The sequence below is a fragment of the Devosia yakushimensis genome, assembly GCF_030159855.1.
Taxonomy (GTDB): Bacteria; Pseudomonadota; Alphaproteobacteria; order Rhizobiales; family Devosiaceae; genus Devosia; species Devosia yakushimensis.
This window is the reverse complement of record NZ_BSNG01000001.1, coordinates 1,577,909-1,594,352: the sequence shown is the minus strand read 5'-3', so window position 1 is coordinate 1,594,352 and position 16,444 is coordinate 1,577,909. Positions and strand designations below refer to the sequence as shown.

12 protein-coding genes are annotated in these 16,444 nt (G+C 62.1%); 6 read left to right on the top strand and 6 right to left on the bottom strand.

Features of this window, described 5'->3' with window-relative positions; genetic code table 11:
* Window positions 1-10 precede the first annotated feature (10 nt).
* Window positions 11-1,939 (bottom strand): ABC transporter substrate-binding protein, encoded by a 1,929-nt coding sequence (locus tag QQL79_RS07865; RefSeq protein WP_284389591.1) that lies wholly within the window; start codon window positions 1,937-1,939, stop codon window positions 11-13.
* 320 nt (window positions 1,940-2,259) lie between these two features.
* Between QQL79_RS07865 and QQL79_RS07860 the strand changes: the two genes are divergently transcribed.
* From QQL79_RS07860 to aqpZ, 4 genes are all read left to right on the top strand, one after another.
* Window positions 2,260-3,555, top strand: a complete 1,296-nt coding sequence (locus QQL79_RS07860) for an MFS transporter (RefSeq protein ID WP_284389590.1) — start codon at window positions 2,260-2,262, stop codon at window positions 3,553-3,555.
* A gap of 275 nt (window positions 3,556-3,830) precedes the next feature.
* Window positions 3,831-5,108, top strand: a complete 1,278-nt coding sequence (eno, locus tag QQL79_RS07855; RefSeq protein WP_284389589.1) for a phosphopyruvate hydratase — start codon at window positions 3,831-3,833, stop codon at window positions 5,106-5,108.
* Between the two features lie 4 nt (window positions 5,109-5,112).
* Complete coding sequence (locus QQL79_RS07850; RefSeq protein ID WP_284389587.1) at window positions 5,113-6,090, top strand: NAD(P)-dependent alcohol dehydrogenase; 978 nt, start codon at window positions 5,113-5,115, stop codon at window positions 6,088-6,090.
* 311 nt (window positions 6,091-6,401) lie between these two features.
* Window positions 6,402-7,094 (top strand): aquaporin Z, encoded by a 693-nt coding sequence (gene aqpZ, locus QQL79_RS07845; RefSeq protein WP_284389585.1) that lies wholly within the window; start codon window positions 6,402-6,404, stop codon window positions 7,092-7,094.
* Window positions 7,095-7,572: 478 nt separating this feature from the next.
* Here the strand turns inward: aqpZ and QQL79_RS07840 are convergent, their stop codons facing one another.
* From QQL79_RS07840 to QQL79_RS07830, 3 genes are all read right to left on the bottom strand, one after another.
* On the bottom strand, window positions 7,573-9,048 hold the full coding sequence (locus tag QQL79_RS07840) for an AMP nucleosidase (protein WP_284389584.1): 1,476 nt from the start codon (window positions 9,046-9,048) through the stop codon (window positions 7,573-7,575).
* Window positions 9,049-9,384: 336 nt separating this feature from the next.
* Window positions 9,385-9,822, bottom strand: a complete 438-nt coding sequence (locus QQL79_RS07835; protein WP_284389581.1) for a DUF1801 domain-containing protein — start codon at window positions 9,820-9,822, stop codon at window positions 9,385-9,387.
* 13 nt (window positions 9,823-9,835) lie between these two features.
* Complete coding sequence (locus QQL79_RS07830) at window positions 9,836-10,306, bottom strand: hypothetical protein (protein ID WP_284389579.1); 471 nt, start codon at window positions 10,304-10,306, stop codon at window positions 9,836-9,838.
* A 186-nt stretch (window positions 10,307-10,492) separates the two neighbouring features.
* Here QQL79_RS07830 and folD point away from each other — a divergent pair, with 186 nt between their 5' ends.
* Together folD and QQL79_RS07820 are read left to right on the top strand one after the other, a co-directional pair.
* Window positions 10,493-11,395, top strand: a complete 903-nt coding sequence (folD, locus tag QQL79_RS07825) for a bifunctional methylenetetrahydrofolate dehydrogenase/methenyltetrahydrofolate cyclohydrolase FolD (RefSeq protein WP_284389577.1) — start codon at window positions 10,493-10,495, stop codon at window positions 11,393-11,395.
* On the top strand, window positions 11,392-11,943 hold the full coding sequence (locus QQL79_RS07820) for a DUF1643 domain-containing protein (RefSeq protein ID WP_284389574.1): 552 nt from the start codon (window positions 11,392-11,394) through the stop codon (window positions 11,941-11,943). Before folD ends, QQL79_RS07820 begins: the two co-directional genes overlap by 4 nt.
* A 318-nt stretch (window positions 11,944-12,261) precedes the next feature.
* Here QQL79_RS07820 and QQL79_RS07815 read toward each other — a convergent pair whose 3' ends face one another.
* Together QQL79_RS07815 and metH are read right to left on the bottom strand one after the other, a co-directional pair.
* Window positions 12,262-12,606 (bottom strand): hypothetical protein, encoded by a 345-nt coding sequence (locus QQL79_RS07815; protein ID WP_284389572.1) that lies wholly within the window; start codon window positions 12,604-12,606, stop codon window positions 12,262-12,264.
* 4 nt (window positions 12,607-12,610) lie between these two features.
* Window positions 12,611-16,360, bottom strand: coding sequence for a methionine synthase (metH, locus tag QQL79_RS07810; protein ID WP_284389571.1), 3,750 nt, complete (start codon window positions 16,358-16,360; stop codon window positions 12,611-12,613).
* Window positions 16,361-16,444 lie beyond the last annotated feature (84 nt).

Sequence of the window (16,444 nt, the reverse complement as noted above, 5' to 3'; positions counted from 1 at the left end):
TGGCTGCGGCCTAGGCCTTGAAATACTGTTCTGGCCGGGTCGGAGCGGGCGTGGGCCAGCCGAAGGAGTTCGGCATGGTCTTTTGCACATTGACCATGTCGTTCTTGACGATGCCGTAGCCATCGGCGGGCAGGCTGACGCCGAAGGTGAAGAAGAGATCGGCCGCGTTTTGCAGGATTTGCGTCATGATCTCGGCCTGCCTTTCCGGAGCCGGGGTGGCGGTCAGTTCGCGATACAGCGCCTGCTGCGCCTTGACCGGCTCCGGCGGCTCGATGGCGGCCGCGTTGTCGGGCTGGCTGTAGTAGAGTGACCAGCCCGGCGCATAGAGGCAATTGCTGTTGATTGGCACGTAGAAACGGGGATCGAGCATGGCCGCAATGCCCGAATTGGCGCCGAACTGATGCGCCGTTGCGTCGAATTCGCGGCCATTGCGCACGCGTTCTTCCCAGAGCGAGCGGTCCATGGAGCGCAATTGTGCGTCGATACCGACAGCCTGGAACATGGGAATGGCCAGCTGGAACATATCGAGGAAGGTGGTGCGCGTCTGGTCGATCTCGAAAATGATCGTCATGCGGCGCCCCTGGGAGTCCAGGCGGTATCCCTCCCCGTCACGCTCGGGCATGAGGGCGTCGAGCATGGTATTGGCAGTATCGGGATCGTATTCGGTGAACTGTTTGGACAATTGCTCGTTATAGAGGGGATCGGTCTCGATCATGGAGGGTTGGGCCGGCGCGCCCTGACCAATAAACACGGCGTCGATCAGAGCCTGGCGATCAATGGACAATGACAGCGCCTGGCGGAATTCGATCGTGTTGAATAGCGCGTTCTTGACCTCGTCGAGATGGTTGAGGTTGAGCTGGAAGGCCATGACGTTGGCCGCTGTCTCCTTGAGCGTATAGAAGCTGTAATTGCCGGTCTGCTGGCCATCAAACAGCGTCGGTCGATTGGCTGGCGTCGCGATATACTGGTCCATCATGTCGATTTCGCCCTGCAGGGTCTTGAGCAGCAGGACTTCGGGATCGGCCACCATCTGATAGACGATGCGGTCGAAATAGGGGAGCTGAGTGCCCTCGGTATCGACCTTGAAATAATAGGGATTGCGGGCGGCCAGGGTCTGCTCGGTATTCTGGCCCGGGGGCAGGGTGAAGTACCAGGCGTTCAGCGTCGGACGATTGCCGTTCTGGTAATAGGTATTGGTATCGTCAAAGCCGATTTCGCGCTGGAATAGAGCTATCCAGCTGCCGAGCCCCGCGTCCTGCGCCAGCTTTTCCGCATCCGGGTTGTAGCGGATGTGGAATTTTTCCAGATAATGCTTGGGGCAGCGCACCAGCTGATCCTGGTCGGCCCAGGCCATTTGCTGCAGGAAAAAGCCATTGGGGCTGGCGAAAGTGACCTTGAAGGTCGTCTTGTCTATGACCTCGAGCTTGGCCTTGCTGCCGCCGATCTCCCAGAAGGACTGGACGCCCAGATTGGTTTCGGCATCGGTGAAATAGGCGTCATACCAGAACTGCACGTCATCGGTGGTGAAGGGCTCGCCATCGGACCATTTATGGCCCTCGCGCAGCTTGAACGTATATTCGGTGCCGTCTTCGCTGACCTCGTAGCTTTCGGCCACATTGGGAATGACGCCCTTCCATTCGGGATCGAAGCGCACCAGCGGATCATAGGCCTGGTAACGCACAATCATGGAGAGCGAGCCGCCGCCCACCAGGGCATGGCGCCAATCGCCGCCCTGTTGTCCGGGCCGCTCCAGCGGCGTCACGACAAGCGGATTGACCGGCAGGCGCTCGGCCACCGGCGGCAGGTTGCCGGCATCCACCTCGGCTTGCAGGAATGCCGATTCAGGGGTGGCTTGCCCATAGGCCCAGCGCGGCAACAGGCCCACGCCGGTAGCCGCCGCAGTGGCAGTGATGAAGGTTCTTCTGCTGATGGTTGACATCATATCCTCCCAGGCATCGCAGATGCATGCGGCCCACAGGCCGCGCTCCAGTCCCTGACCCGACCTCCCTCCTCAAGGCGCCCGGGCAAGACCAATGCCCCTATGGTTAGATTATTTGTCCATGTTGTCAATGTTGTAAAATACAACTTTGGCAGGAGGGGCCGCCTGATCTGGCATTCAGGGGGTTGAAACGAACCGTACCGTACGGTACACCGCGCCAGTCCGGTCCTCCCGCCGGACTGGCAAAGATCGTCCGGGCGCCCGCGAGATTTGCCGGCCGGCCCGGCTGGCCCAGCATTCAAACGCGCCAGGATATCGCCATGACCATCGCCACGGACGCCGCCAACGGCGCCCCCGTGCCATCGACCAATTCCGCTCGCCGCATCCTTGCCGCGAGCATGGTCGGCACCACCATCGAATTCTTCGATTTCTACATCTACGCCACCGCCGCGGTGATCGTATTCCCGCATCTGTTCTTCCCGGCAGGCGACGAGACCTCAGCGCTGCTGTCCTCGCTCGCCACCTTCGCCATTGCCTTTTTCGCACGCCCGATCGGTGCTGCGTTCTTCGGCCATTTCGGCGACAAGATCGGCCGCAAGGCGACGCTGGTTGCGGCGCTGCTGACCATGGGCATTTCGACCGTGCTGATCGGCGTGCTGCCGACCTATGGCCAGATCGGCGTCATGGCGCCGCTGCTGCTGGCATTGTGCCGGCTGGGGCAGGGGCTTGGCCTGGGTGGCGAATGGGGCGGCGCGGTGCTGCTGGCCACCGAGAATGCGCCGGAAGGCAAGAAGGCCTGGTACGGCATGTTCCCGCAATTGGGCGCTCCGGTCGGCTTCTTCTTCGCGACGACGATTTTCCTGGTGCTGGCCCATTTCATGGGCGAAGAAGCCTTCATGAGCTGGGGCTGGCGCGTGCCGTTCCTGGCCAGCGCGCTGCTGGTCATCTTCGGCCTCTTCATCCGCCTCAAGATCACCGAGACGCCCGAATTCGCCAAGGCCATCGAAAAGGCTGAGCGCGTGGAGGTGCCGTTCCTCGACGTGTTCAAGCACCACAAGCTGAGCCTGCTGCTCGGCACCATGGCGGCGCTGGCCACCTTCGTCCTGTTCTACCTGATGACGGTGTTCTCGCTGAGCTGGGGCACATCGGCCCTGGGCTATACCCGCGAGGAATTCCTCATCCTGCAGATGGTGGGCGTCGTGTTTTTCGGCCTCTTCATCCCGCTCTCGGCCGTGCTGGCCGACCGCTATGGCATGCGCCGGGTGATGGTCGGGGTCTCGCTCGCCATCGCCATTTTCGGCCTGCTGATCGCCCCGCTTTTCGGCTCGGGCAGTGTGGTGGGCGTGCTGGGCTTCCTCTGCATCGGCCTCGCACTGATGGGGCTGACCTATGGTCCGCTCGGCACCGCCTTGGCCGCGCCATTCCCGACCGCCGTGCGCTATACCGGTGCCTCGCTGACCTTCAATCTGGGCGGCATTTTCGGCGCCTCGCTGGCCCCCTATGCCGCGACGTACCTCGCCACCAATTTCGGCCTCCACGCCGTGGGCTATTACATGATCCTGGCCGCAGTGATCACGCTGCTGGCCTTCGGGTTCATCCGGCAGACCTCCGACTGACACTAGGCGAGGTTGGCGTCCCGACCTCGCCACACCACCTGTTCTCCCTCGGGCTCGACCCGAGGGCCACTCTCAATACGGCACAAGCGGGGAATGGTCCTCGGGTCAAGCCCGAGGAAAGGCCCGGCGGACTTTGCGGCCACCGGAAATCCATTCGCCGCTGCGGGAGATGCCGCGCCGCGCGATATTTTCTCCGGCCCCCCCTTTTCCTTGTCACATCGAGCGTCTAGGAAAGCGGCCATATCGAGCAAACCCCAACGGGAGAGGGCTTTTCCATGTCGTCAATTATCCACGTCCAAGGCCGCCAGATCTATGACAGCCGCGGTAACCCGACCGTCGAAGTGGACGTGGTGCTCGATGACGGCAGTTTCGGCCGCGCCGCGGTCCCCTCGGGCGCCTCGACCGGTGCCCATGAGGCGGTGGAGCTGCGCGACGGCGGCAAGAAATATTCCGGCAAGGGCGTCCTGCAGGCCGTCGAGAATGTCAATTCGGCCATTTTCGATGAAATCCAGGGTATGGATGCACTCGATCAGCTGGCCGTCGACAAGGCCATGATCGAGCTGGACGGCACCCCCAACAAGTCGAGGCTCGGCGCCAATGCCATTCTCGGCGTGTCGCTCGCCGTGGCCAAGGCTGCTGCCGAATCCAGCGAATTGCCGTTCTACCGCTATATCGGCGGCCCGAACGCCCATGTCCTGCCGGTGCCGATGATGAATATCATCAATGGCGGCCAGCATGCCGACAATCCCATCGACATGCAGGAATTCATGATCCTGCCGGCCGGCGCGGAAAGCCTCAGCGATGCCGTCCGCATCGGCTCGGAAATCTTCCACACCCTCAAAAAGGGTCTGGCTGCCGATGGCCACAATACCAATGTGGGCGATGAAGGCGGCTTTGCGCCCAACCTCAAATCGGCTGACGAAGCGCTGGGCTTCATCATGAAGTCGATCGAAAAGGCCGGCTACCGGCCGGGCGAGGATGTGTTCCTGGGCCTCGATTGCGCCTCGACCGAATATTACAAGGGCGGCAAATACGCCATGGAAGGCGAGGGCAAGACCCTGTCGTCCGACGACAATGCACGCTTCCTCGAGGACCTGGTGTCCCGCTTCCCGATCATCTCCATCGAAGACGGCATGGCCGAGGACGATTGGGAGGGCTGGAAGGCGCTGACCGACGCCATCGGCAAGAAGGTGCAGCTGGTCGGCGACGATCTCTTCGTCACCAATACCGAACGCCTCGTTTCGGGCATCAAGATGGGCGTGGCCAATTCGATCCTGGTCAAGGTCAACCAGATCGGTTCGCTCTCCGAGACCCTCAATGCCGTCGATACCGCGCACCGCGCCAGTTATACGTCGGTCATGTCGCACCGCTCGGGCGAAACCGAAGATTCCACCATTTCCGATCTCGCCGTGGCGCTGAACTGCGGTCAGATCAAGACCGGCTCGCTGAGCCGTTCGGATCGTCTGGCCAAATACAACCAGCTCATCCGCATCGAAGAGCAGCTCGGCACATCGGCCAAGTATGCGGGCTTCTCGGTGGTCAAGGGCCGCTAGGCCCATGACCAAGATGCGGGCCCTGGTCTACGACTCCTATGGCCCGCCAGAATCCTTGCGGTTGGAGAGCATTCCCCAACCGCAGCCCGGTCCCGGCGAGGTGGTGGTGCGCATCCGCGCCGTCGCCCTCAACTCCTGGGATTGGGACCTGATGGTCGGCACCACTATGGGCCGCATCACCAACCCCTTTAAACCTCCCCGCAAAATCCTTGGTGCTGACATTGCCGGCACCGTTGAGGCCGTAGGCGAAGGCGTCACGGAATTCGCGCCAGGGGACCGGGTCTTCGGCGATCTCTCGGAGGGCAACTGGTCCGGATTGGCCGAGTTCGCGCGTGCGAAAGCCGGTCACCTGGCCCCGCTTCCGCAGGGCCTCAGCTGGATTGACGCGGCGGCTCTGCCGCAGGCCGGCAGTCTCGCGCTGCAGTCAATGCGCAAGCGGCCTCAACTGGGACCTGGTGAGCATCTGCTTATCAACGGTGCCGGTGGTGGTGTCGGCACCTTTGCCTTGCAGATGGGAAAGGCCCTGGGTGCGCGAGTCACGGCGGTCGATCGGGCGGAGAAGCGTGACGCGCTTATGTCCTTGGGGGCGGACGCTTTCGTCGACTATCGCACCACAGACTTCGCCGCTGGTGCAGACCGCTTCGACATGATCATCGACGTGGTGGCCAATCGATCGATTGCAACCTTCTCGCATGCCCTCAACGATGGCGGCACGCTCGTTGTCGTCGGCGGTACCGTGGGCAGCCTGCTGCAGGCAGCGGCCCTTGGCTGGCTGGTTGGCCGCAGGCGGCGGCAGAATCTCGGTGTGCTGGTGTATCGCGCCAACCCTTCCGACAGTACCGAATTGGCGGCGCGCTGCCTTTCCGGGGCCATGCGCCCAGTTATCGACGGTGTCTACCCGCTGGAGCTGGGCGCACAGGCCATGCGCCGCCTCGGTGAGGGCATGGCGATCGGCAAAGTCGTGGTTTCACCTGACGCATAGCCCACTATCCCGCACAGCAGAGGATGGCGGTGGCGGCGCGCGGATATCCAGCGTCCTTGCGGACAGATCAAACCGACTCGCTGAGCCGTCCCGATCGTCTGGCCAATACAACCAGCTCATCCGCATCGAAGAGCAGCTTGGCGCCTCTGCCAAGTATGCGGGCCTCTCGCTGGTCAAGGGCCGCCAAATCACAAGCAGAGACCAAGAAGGGGCCGGCACGGTTACATCGCATCGGCCCCTTCTTTTTGCGCGTTTTCCGGTAACGTTTTGGAGAGTATGATGTTTACGGCGAATCATGAGGAGGGCTCAAATTGATTCAACGACTGTCTGCTGAAGCATTTGGTACGTTCTGGCTGGTCTTTGGTGGCTGCGGTGCAGCTGTTCTTGCGGCGGGCGTGCCCGACGTTGGTATTGGTTATCTTGGCGTGGCATTCGCCTTCGGTTTGACTGTTTTGACCATGGCTTATGCTGTCGGCAATATTTCGGGCGGGCATTTCAACCCGGCCGTTTCGCTCGGTTTGGCGATTGCCGGCAAGTTCGAATACAAGGATCTGGTGCCCTATTGGGTCGCACAATTGGTCGGCGGCATCCTTGGCGCGGCGGTGCTCTTCGTCATCGCTTCGGGAACGGCCGGCTTTACCGCTGGTGGCTTTGCTTCCAACGGCTATGACGCATTGTCGCCTGGCGGTTACGGGCTGGTCGCGGCCCTGGTGGCCGAAATCGTGCTGACCGCCTTCTTCCTGATCGTGATCCTGGGCTCCACGTCCAAGCTCGCACCGGCCGGCTTTGCGCCGATCGCCATCGGTCTGGGCCTGACGTTGATCCACCTGATCTCCATCCCAGTGACCAATACGTCGGTCAACCCGGCCCGCTCGATCGCTGCTGCCATCTTTGCGCAGAATGGCGCTCTGGGTCAGGTCTGGCTCTTCATCGTCGCTCCGCTGATCGGTGCGGCCTTGGGCGCCATCATCTGGAAGGCCCTGCTGAGCCGCGACGACGCCTGATCGGATATTCCGCGAATGAAAAGCCCGGCAGTGATGCCGGGCTTTTTGTTATCCGCGATGCCATTCCACCCACGGTGTCATTCCGGCGCAGGCCGGAATCCATGCTGAAGGCTATCCCAGCGCTGGATGTGCGGGCAGCCTTCAGCATAGATTCCAGCGATGGGGAGACAAGGTGGTGTGCACTATCTTGCCAAAATCACCGCTCTTCCTCGGGCTTGACCCGAGGACCATTCGCCGCTTGCGCCGTATTGAGAGCGGCCCTCGGGTCAAGCCCGAGGGAAGCGCGGTGAGGAGGAGGGACGGAGGTATTTGCACGCAGGCTCGCTCAACCACCTGCAGCGCCATTCCGGCCTGGGATATCGCAACACCCCGCTAGATGGCCTCGCGAGGGCCACCCGTTCACACATCTTGCGGCTGTAGCCGCATCTCGATATGGGCCGTTGCCCGCGCCGGGGTGACACTGAGTGTAGGCGCAGCCCTACTGAAACGCCGTCTCCGCGAAACTGCGCAGCTTGCGTGAATGCAGCCGTTCCGCCGGTTGATCCCGCAAAATCTCCATCGCCCGCAGGCCGATCTGCAGATGCCGGTTCACCTGGGTGCGGTAGAAGTCCGAAGCCATGCCGGGGAGCTTCAGCTCGCCATGCAACGGCTTGTCGGAGACGCAGAGCAGGGTGCCGTAGGGCACGCGGAAGCGGAAGCCATTGGCGGCAATTGTCGCGCTTTCCATATCCAGAGCGACGGCGCGCGATTGGCTGAGCTGCCGGGTGATTTCCACCTGGTCGCGCAGTTCCCAATTGCGGTTGTCGAAGGTTGCGACCGTACCGGTACGCATGATGCGCTTGGTTTCGAGCCCTTCGGTCTGGGTGATTTCCTCCACTGCCTGCTCGAGCGCCACCTGCACTTCGGCCAGGGCCGGGATCGGCACCGAAACCGGCAGGTCGGCATCCAGCACATGGTCTTCACGCACATAGGCATGGGCCAGCACATAATCGCCCAGCTCCTGCGAATTGCGCAGGCCCGCGCAATGCCCCAGCATGATCCAGGCATGGGGGCGTAGCACCGCGATATGGTCGGTAATGGTCTTGGCGTTGGAAGGACCGACGCCGATATTGACCATGGTGATGCCGCGACCGCGCGCCGCCGTCAGGTGATAGGCCGGCATTTGCGGGCTGCGCACCGGCGCCGTGCCGCTGATGCCGCCGCCACGCAGGGCATTGTCGGTCATCACATTGCCGGGCTCGATAAAGCTCTCATAATGGCTGTGGCCGGTGCGCATATGCTCCTTGGCTACCCGGCAGAACTCGTCGATGTAGAACTGGTAATTGGTGAAGATCACGAAGTTCTGGAAATGCGCCGCATCCGTGCCGGTATAGTGGCTCAGCCGGAACAGCGAATAGTCCACGCGCGGCGCCGTAAAGGCCGAAAGCGGATAGGGGCCACCCTTGGGGGGTACGAAAGTCCCATTGGCGATTTCGTCGTCGGTATTGGTCAGGTCGGGCGCGTCGAACAGGTCGCGCAGCGGGATATTGAGCGCGTTGAGCGCTTCGCCATCGATCCGCTCATTGGCAGCAACAGCAAAATGCAACGGGATCGGAGTGTCGGATTCCCCGATATCGATCGTGCCGCCATGGTTCTTGAGAATGACGGTGAACTGTTCCTGGAAATAGGTGCGGAACAGGTCCGGCGCGGTCACCGTGGTCCGGTAGATGCCCGGCGTATGCAGATAGCCATAGGGCAGGGTGCTCTCGCCCTTGCCGAAGCTGGTGGAGCGCACTTCCACCTGCGGATAGCAGGCGCGCACCCGGCCTTCGGGCACCACGCCCTTGGCGAGCGCGCTCAAATGCTCACGGATGAAGCTGGTATTGCGGCGATAGATTTCCGCCAGATGCGCCCAGGCTTTTTCAGGGTCGGTAAAAGATTGTTTTTCGAGGCGCGGCGGGCTGATCGTGGTCATACTTGTCTCTTGGTTTGCCGGCCCCGGATTGGGCCGAGCCGTCTAGCGGAATCGCTGGGCTTTATCGTGCAATGCCTATTCTTCTGGCATGACAGCTTCTCGACCGCGCTTCAACCGGCGGGCCAAAACACAAAATCTTTCACAACCGAGTGAAGGGCACTTTTCTTGCCGCATTTCGACACCATCTTCATGGGCAGTTCACTGGCACGGCAAGCGACCCATGCAAAACCGGTGAGCGAGGAATGTTGCGCAGGCCGCTTGTCCCCCAAGCCCTCAACAGCGCGGCAGGCAGACATTCCATAGGGCTGCGACGGCAGAAATGCCTCGCAGCCCTTTTCATGTTCGGCCCGGATAGGTCCGGCGCAGCGTCTCCACCGAAATGCCGGCCAATTGCCGCAGGATTTCGAGATCGATGTCGCTCAGCCGTTTCACATAGAGACATGCCTTGCCCATGCGATGTTTGCCGAGCCTTGCCAGCAACCGGTCGCGGCGCTGCGTTTCCTCGGGAAGATAGGTTCCCATCAGATAGATGCTGAATTCGGTCTTGCGCGGGGCGAAGCCGACGAGAAAGGCATCGCCCTCGTGCCCGCTGGCATATTTGTAATGGTATCGGCCAAATCCGATCATCGTGCCCCACAGCACGGGCGGCTCGCCCGATACCTCCTGCAGCAGTCTGGCCATGGCATGGCTATCGGCGCGCCGGGCCGGATCCTCGATCTGCGCCAGAAAGGCATCGACCGAGCCGGTGTCCGGCATGGTTTTCTGTCCGGCCATGGCCTGTTTCGCCTCAGCTATAGCGGCGGGCCGTGAAGGTCACCGGCCGGTATTGCGGCACGCTGGGCGAATAGGTGCAGCGCAGCGACCCGATATTGGGGATGCCCGGCACGACGACGAAGCCGATAATGCCGCCGAGCAGGCCCGCGCTGCGGCAGGTCATGCGGTCGGCGCTCCAGGCGACGCCATTGCCGCAGGAGGTGCGGCGCAGCTGGACGTTGATATCACGCCCCGACACCCGCCAATCGAGCCGGCCATTGCAGGTTATTCCGCCGCCGGTCACCTGATAGACGCCGCGCTGTTGCAGACAGAATGTGAGCCGGTAAGGCCCATAGAGACGGGCATTGACCCGATAGCAGCCACCAAAGGCCGCGCCACCGGGATAGTCGGGCACAACGACGCGCGGTTCGTTCTGGGCAAAGGCGCCATTGGGCGCGAACGTGGTCAGGCAGAGCAGAATGGCAACGACAATACGTTTCAACATGGTCTCATCCCTCCTGAGGCGCACGCCGAAATGGCGTCGAGTCTCGCGCCTTGCTGCAGCATGGCTATCGCATGAACCCGCCGTCAAGCTGTTGATACTGCGGGGGATGGACGAAGCGGGCGGCATTTTCTATTGCAGTGAACGAAGCGTGCAGCCCCAGCCAATCATTTCTTCACAGGAGCCACCATGACCGCCCGGATCATCGACGGAAAAAGCTATGCGGAAAACTTGCGCACCCGCATTGCCGGTCACGTGGCGCGCCTCAAGGCCGAACATGGCATCACGCCGGGCCTGGCCGTGGTTATTGTCGGCCACGATCCGGCCAGCGAGATCTATGTGAGCAGCAAGGCCAAGCAGACCGCTGAGGTCGGCATGGTCTCGTTCAAGTATGAGCTGCCCGAAGATACCAGTGAGGCCGAATTGCTGGAGCTGGTGCGTCGTCTCAATAATGACGACCAAGTCCATGGTATTCTTGTTCAAATGCCGGTTCCGAAACAGATCGATCCGGTCAAGGTGATCGAGGCGATCGCGCCGTCCAAGGATGTCGATTGCTTCACCCCGGCCAATGTCGGCAAGGTGCAGATCGGCCTGCCCGGGCCGGTTTCCTGCACCCCGCTGGGCTGCCTGATGCTGCTGCGCGACCAGCTGGGCTCGCTGGCCGGACTCCATGCCGTCATCGTCGGCCGCTCCAATCTGGTCGGCAAGCCGATGATGCAATTGCTGCTGCGCGAGAACTGCACCATCACCGTCGCCCATTCCAAGACCCGCGATCTGGCCGATGTGGTGCGCCGCGCCGATATCGTCGTGGCCGCGGTCGGCCGTCCCGAAATGATCAAGGGCGACTGGATCAAGCCGGGCGCCACCGTGCTCGATGTCGGCGTCAACCGCATTCCGGCGCCGGAGCGCGGCGAAGGCAAGACGCGGCTGGTGGGCGATGTCGCCTTTGCCGAGGCCAAGGAAATTGCCGGCGCCATCAGCCCGGTTCCGGGCGGCGTTGGGCCGATGACCATTGCTTGCCTGCTCGCCAATACCATCACCACGGCCTCGCTGATCAACGGGCTGGTGCCGCCAAGCGATCTCACCGCATGAATGACGGAGCCGGCCACGACCCCGGCGGCAAGGTGCGCCTGCCGCTGATGGCGGGCGTCAAGGGCGACGCCAGATTCAGCGCCGACGGCCGCTATCGCCAGCTGATGCGCCGCTGGACCGGGGAGGCTTTCCCGGACCGCTATATCCTGTTCATCGGCATGAACCCGAGTACGGCCGATGCGACGGTCAATGACCCCACCTGTGCCCGCGAATGGACCTTTGCGCAGCGCGAAGGCTATTCGGCCATGACCAAGGCCAATGTGGGCGATTACCGCGCCACCGACCCCAAGATGCTATTGGCGCCGGGCGTGGTCGCGGTGTCGGAAGCGAACCTGCCGGCGATCCGTGCGGCCGCGGCGGATGCGGATTTCGTCGTCCTCTGCCACGGCAAGCTCAACAAGGCCCTGGCCGCCTCCGGCAAGGCGATCGTTGAAGCGCTGAAAGCCGATGGCATCGAGCTCTGGTGCTTCGGCACCAATGGCGACGGCAGCCCCAAACATCCACTCTATCTGCGGCTGGATACCCCACTGGTACGGTTCGAGGGGTAGGGTTTGATCTAGACCTAACTCAACGCCGGCTTGCTTGGCACCAAGCCTTCCCCAATCACCGCGCTTCCCTCGGGCTTGACCCGAGGGCCATTCGCCGCTTGTGCCGTGTTGAGAGTGGCCCTCGGGTCAGGCCCGAGGAAGCGATCGTGGGGGGATTAGTTTGTGGTTCTCACAGGCATCAAATCACCCACCGGGTCATTCCGGCGCAGGCCGGAATCTATTCTGTGAACTCTCCGTCATCGCTGTTTTCGGATGGCCTTCAGCATGGATCCCGGCCTGCGCCGGGATGACATCGTGGGGAGTTGCGGTCTCGGTGGGCTACCCCGCCAGATAAAACAACCGCGCCACAGTATGATCCCGCATTGCCTGGGCCGGCAGTTTGCCCGTCAGCGCAGCCACGACCACTGACGGATCGGGCACAGCGCTCGCATCCACCACGACGCGCTTGAACGCCGGCCGCAGCCCCTGTTTGGCCCCTTCCAGCAGGTCGAACAGCATCGCCCGCACATCGCTGCGTCCGGCACAGGCAATGCAATAGTCGCCGTCGGCATGGCCGTGGCCGCTATTGGCGGGCAGGCGCAACAACGCCGTGTCCGGGCCCAGCGCCAAAAGGCGCGAGGGCTCGGTCACCAGCGTCACCGGAATGGGATCGATCCGGCCCATGGCATCACTCCGCCGCCACGATGGCGGGGCCCGGAATATAGTTGAGGATCGGCCCGAGCCAGCGCTCGACATCGCCCACCGCCATGCCCTTGCGCTGCGCATAATCCAGAACCTGGTCGCGCTCTACCTTGGCCACGCCGAAATAATAGGAATCCGGGTGGCTGAAATAGAGGCCGGAAACCGATGAGCCAGGCCACATGGCGTAGCTTTCCGTCAGCGTCACCCCGGCATTTTTTTCGGCGTCGAGCAGCCGGAACAGCGTCGTCTTTTCGGTATGGTCGGGCTGCGCCGGATAGCCCGGGGCAGGGCGGATGCCCTGGTAGGGTTCCCCGATCAGCTCGTCAGGCGCAAAGGTTTCGCCCGAGCCATAGCCCCAGAATTCACGGCGCACCCGCTCATGCATGGCCTCGGCAAAGGCCTCGGCGAAGCGGTCGGCCAGCGCCTTGACCAGAATGGACGAATAATCGTCGTGCTGGGCCTCGAAACGCTCGGCAATGGCCACTTCCTCAAGCCCGGTTGTCACGACGAAAGCGCCGAGATAGTCGGGTGTGCCGGCCGGGGCCACGAAATCGCTCAGCGCCATGTTCGGCTTGCCATCGCGCTTGGTCAGTTGCTGGCGCAGGGTGAAGAGCGTGGCCAATTCGTCGGCGCGGCCTTCATCGCCATACAAGCGGATATCATCGCCCACCGCATTGGCCGGCCAGAAGCCGACGACGGCGCGCGGATGGAACCACTTTTCATCGATGATCTGCTTGAGCATTTTCTGCGCATCGGCAAAGAGCTGCCGGGCGGCTTCGCCCTGCTTTTCATCCTGCAGAATGGCCGGGTAACGCCCCTTGAGCTCCCAGGTCTGGAAGAAGGGCGTCCAGTCGATATACCTGGCCAGCGTTTCGAGGTCATAATCGTCGAAGACGCGCGTGCCGAGAAAGCTTGGCTTGGGCGGAACATAGCCCGACCAATCCGGCTTGAAGGCATTCTCGCGGGCCTTGCTCAGCGGCAGGCGCTGCTTTTCTTCCTCGGCGCGCAGATGTGCATTAGCCGCCTTGGCATATTCGGCCCGCACCTCTTCGATGAAGGTGACCTTGGTGTCATTGGACAGCAGATTGGAGACCACGCCCACGGCGCGGCTGGCGTCGTTGACATAGACGGCCTGACCGCGTTCGTAGCGCGGATGGATTTTGACGGCGGTATGGACGCGACTGGTCGTTGCCCCGCCAATCAGCAGGGGGATGTCGAATCCCTCGCGCTCCATTTCGGCCGCCACATGCACCATCTCGTCGAGCGACGGCGTGATGAGGCCGGAGAGGCCGATAATGTCGACCTTCTCGTCGCGTGCCGTCTGCAAGATTTTGGCGGTCGGCACCATGACGCCGAGATCGATGATCTCGTAATTGTTGCAGGCCAGCACGACGCCAACGATGTTCTTGCCGATATCGTGCACGTCGCCCTTGACGGTCGCCATCAGCACCTTGCCGGCGCTTTGGCGCTCATCGCCGCCATTGAGGCGCTTTTCTTCTTCCATGTAAGGCAGGAGCAAAGCCACGGCCTGCTTCATCACGCGAGCCGATTTCACCACCTGCGGCAGGAACATCTTGCCCGAGCCGAACAGGTCGCCCACGATATTCATGCCGGCCATCAGCGGGCCTTCGATGACATGCAGCGGCCGCGCCGCCGCAAGCCGGGCTTCCTCGGTATCGGCGTCGATATATTCGGTGATGCCATTGACCAGGGCATGGGCAATGCGATCCGCCACCGGCTTTTCGCGCCAGCTCAAATCCTTGGCGGCCACTTCCTTGCCGGCCGTGCCGCGATAGCGTTCGGCCAGTTCCAGCATGCGGTCAGTGGCATCGGATCGCCGGTTGAGGATCACGTCCTCGCAGGCGTCGCGCAATTCCTTGTCGATGGACTCATAGACCGCCAGCTGCCCGGCATTGACGATGCCCATGTCCATGCCGTTCTGGATGGCATAGTAGAGGAACACCGCATGCATGGCCTCGCGCACCGGCTCATTGCCGCGGAACGAGAAGCTGAGGTTGCTGATACCGCCCGAAATATGCACATGGGGCAGGGTGTCGGTAATGATCTTGGTCGCCTCGAGGAAGGCGACACCATAGCCGTTATGCTCTTCGATGCCGGTGGCGACGGCGAAGACATTGGGATCAAAAACAATGTCTTCCGGCGGAAAGCCGACTTCCTCGGTCAAGAGCTTATAGGCGCGGGTGCAGATTTCGACCTTGCGTTCCAGCGTATCGGCCTGGCCCTGCTCGTCGAACGCCATCACCACCACGGCGGCGCCATACGCGCGGACCAGCCGGGCGTGATGCAGGAACGCTTCTTCGCCTTCCTTCATCGAGATGGAATTGACCAGCGCCTTGCCCTGCACGCATTTGAGGCCCGCCTCGATCACCTCCCATTTGGAAGAGTCGATCATCAGCGGCACTTTGGCGATGTCGGGTTCGGCGGCCAGCAGGTTGAGGAACTCGATCATCACCTGTTTGGAGTCGATCAGGCCCTCATCCATGTTGATGTCGATGACCTGGGCGCCATTGGCCACCTGGTCACGGGCAACGTCGAGCGCGGCGGTATAGTCGCCGGCGGTGATCAGCTTGCGGAAGCGGGCCGAGCCGGTGACATTGGTGCGTTCGCCGACATTGACGAAGGGAATGTCGCTGGTGAGCGTAAAGGGCTCGAGGCCCGACAGGCGCAGCAGCCGATCGGCCTCCGGCACCGCGCGCGGCTTGTGCTTGGATACGGCCTGGGCGATGGCGCGGATATGGTCCGGCGTCGAGCCGCAGCAGCCGCCGACGATGTTGACATAGCCCGAGGCGGCAAAGCCTTCGATCTGCTCGGCCATGAATTCTGGCGTTTCGTCATATTGGCCGAAGGCATTGGGCAGGCCGGCATTGGGATAGGCGCAGATGAAGGTGTCGGCCACATCGGACAATTCGCCCAGATGCGCCCGCATGGCATTGGCGCCCAATGCGCAATTGAGCCCGATGGTCAGCGGATTGGCGTGGCGCACCGAATACCAGAAGGCCGTCGGCGTCTGGCCGGAAAGCGTGCGGCCGGAAAGGTCCGTGATGGTGCCCGAGATCATGATCGGCACTTCGATGCCGCGTTCGCGGAACAGGCGCTGAGCGGCGAAAATGCCGGCCTTGGTGTTCAGCGTATCGGTGATGGTTTCAAACAGCAGCAGGTCCGCGCCGGCATCCACCAGCCCGGTAATGGCTTCGCCATAGGCTTCCACCAGCTCATCGAAGGTGATGGCGCGGTGGCCAGGGCTGTTGACGTCGGTCGACATGGACGAAGTCTTGTTGGTCGGCCCCAATGCGCCGGCCACAAAGCGCCGCTTTCCATCTTCAGCCTCGGCCCGTTTTGCCGCCCGCCGCGCGACGATCACGCCCTGGTAATTGATGTCATAGACTGCGCTTTCGCAGGCATAGTCAGCCTGCGCGACCGACGTGCCTGAAAAGGTGTTGGTTTCGACGATATCGGCGCCAGCCATGAAATACTGGTAGTGGATATCCTCGATCATCTGCGGTTCGGTTATAACCAGCAGGTCGTTGTTGCCTTGCAGCGGCAGCGTCCAGTCCTTGAACCGTTCACCCCGGAAATTTTCCTCGGTGAGTTTCAGGCGCTGGATCATGGTGCCCATGGCGCCGTCCAGAATCAGGATGCGCTCGCGCGCGGCCTGGGTCAGCGCGGAGCGGACCTCGTTCCAGTCGGGAATGTGGGCGTCATCATGCCGGCTCATCGCCATACCTCGGCTCAGTCAGTATTTTCCAGTGACATAAAGATATCTTTATATCCTGCGTGACGCAAGGACAGGAATGCTGTC

Coding starts and splice junctions, on each gene's coding strand:
- QQL79_RS07865 (WP_284389591.1), bottom strand. CDS start 1,939: ATGTCAACCATCAGCAGAAGAACCTTCATCACTGCCACTGCGGCGGCT.
- QQL79_RS07860 (WP_284389590.1), top strand. CDS start 2,260: ATGACCATCGCCACGGACGCCGCCAACGGCGCCCCCGTGCCATCGACC.
- eno (WP_284389589.1), top strand. CDS start 3,831: ATGTCGTCAATTATCCACGTCCAAGGCCGCCAGATCTATGACAGCCGC.
- QQL79_RS07850 (WP_284389587.1), top strand. CDS start 5,113: ATGACCAAGATGCGGGCCCTGGTCTACGACTCCTATGGCCCGCCAGAA.
- QQL79_RS07840 (WP_284389584.1), bottom strand. CDS start 9,048: ATGACCACGATCAGCCCGCCGCGCCTCGAAAAACAATCTTTTACCGAC.
- QQL79_RS07835 (WP_284389581.1), bottom strand. CDS start 9,822: ATGGCCGGACAGAAAACCATGCCGGACACCGGCTCGGTCGATGCCTTT.
- QQL79_RS07830 (WP_284389579.1), bottom strand. CDS start 10,306: ATGTTGAAACGTATTGTCGTTGCCATTCTGCTCTGCCTGACCACGTTC.
- folD (WP_284389577.1), top strand. CDS start 10,493: ATGACCGCCCGGATCATCGACGGAAAAAGCTATGCGGAAAACTTGCGC.
- QQL79_RS07820 (WP_284389574.1), top strand. CDS start 11,392: ATGAATGACGGAGCCGGCCACGACCCCGGCGGCAAGGTGCGCCTGCCG.
- QQL79_RS07815 (WP_284389572.1), bottom strand. CDS start 12,606: ATGGGCCGGATCGATCCCATTCCGGTGACGCTGGTGACCGAGCCCTCG.
- metH (WP_284389571.1), bottom strand. CDS start 16,360: ATGAGCCGGCATGATGACGCCCACATTCCCGACTGGAACGAGGTCCGC.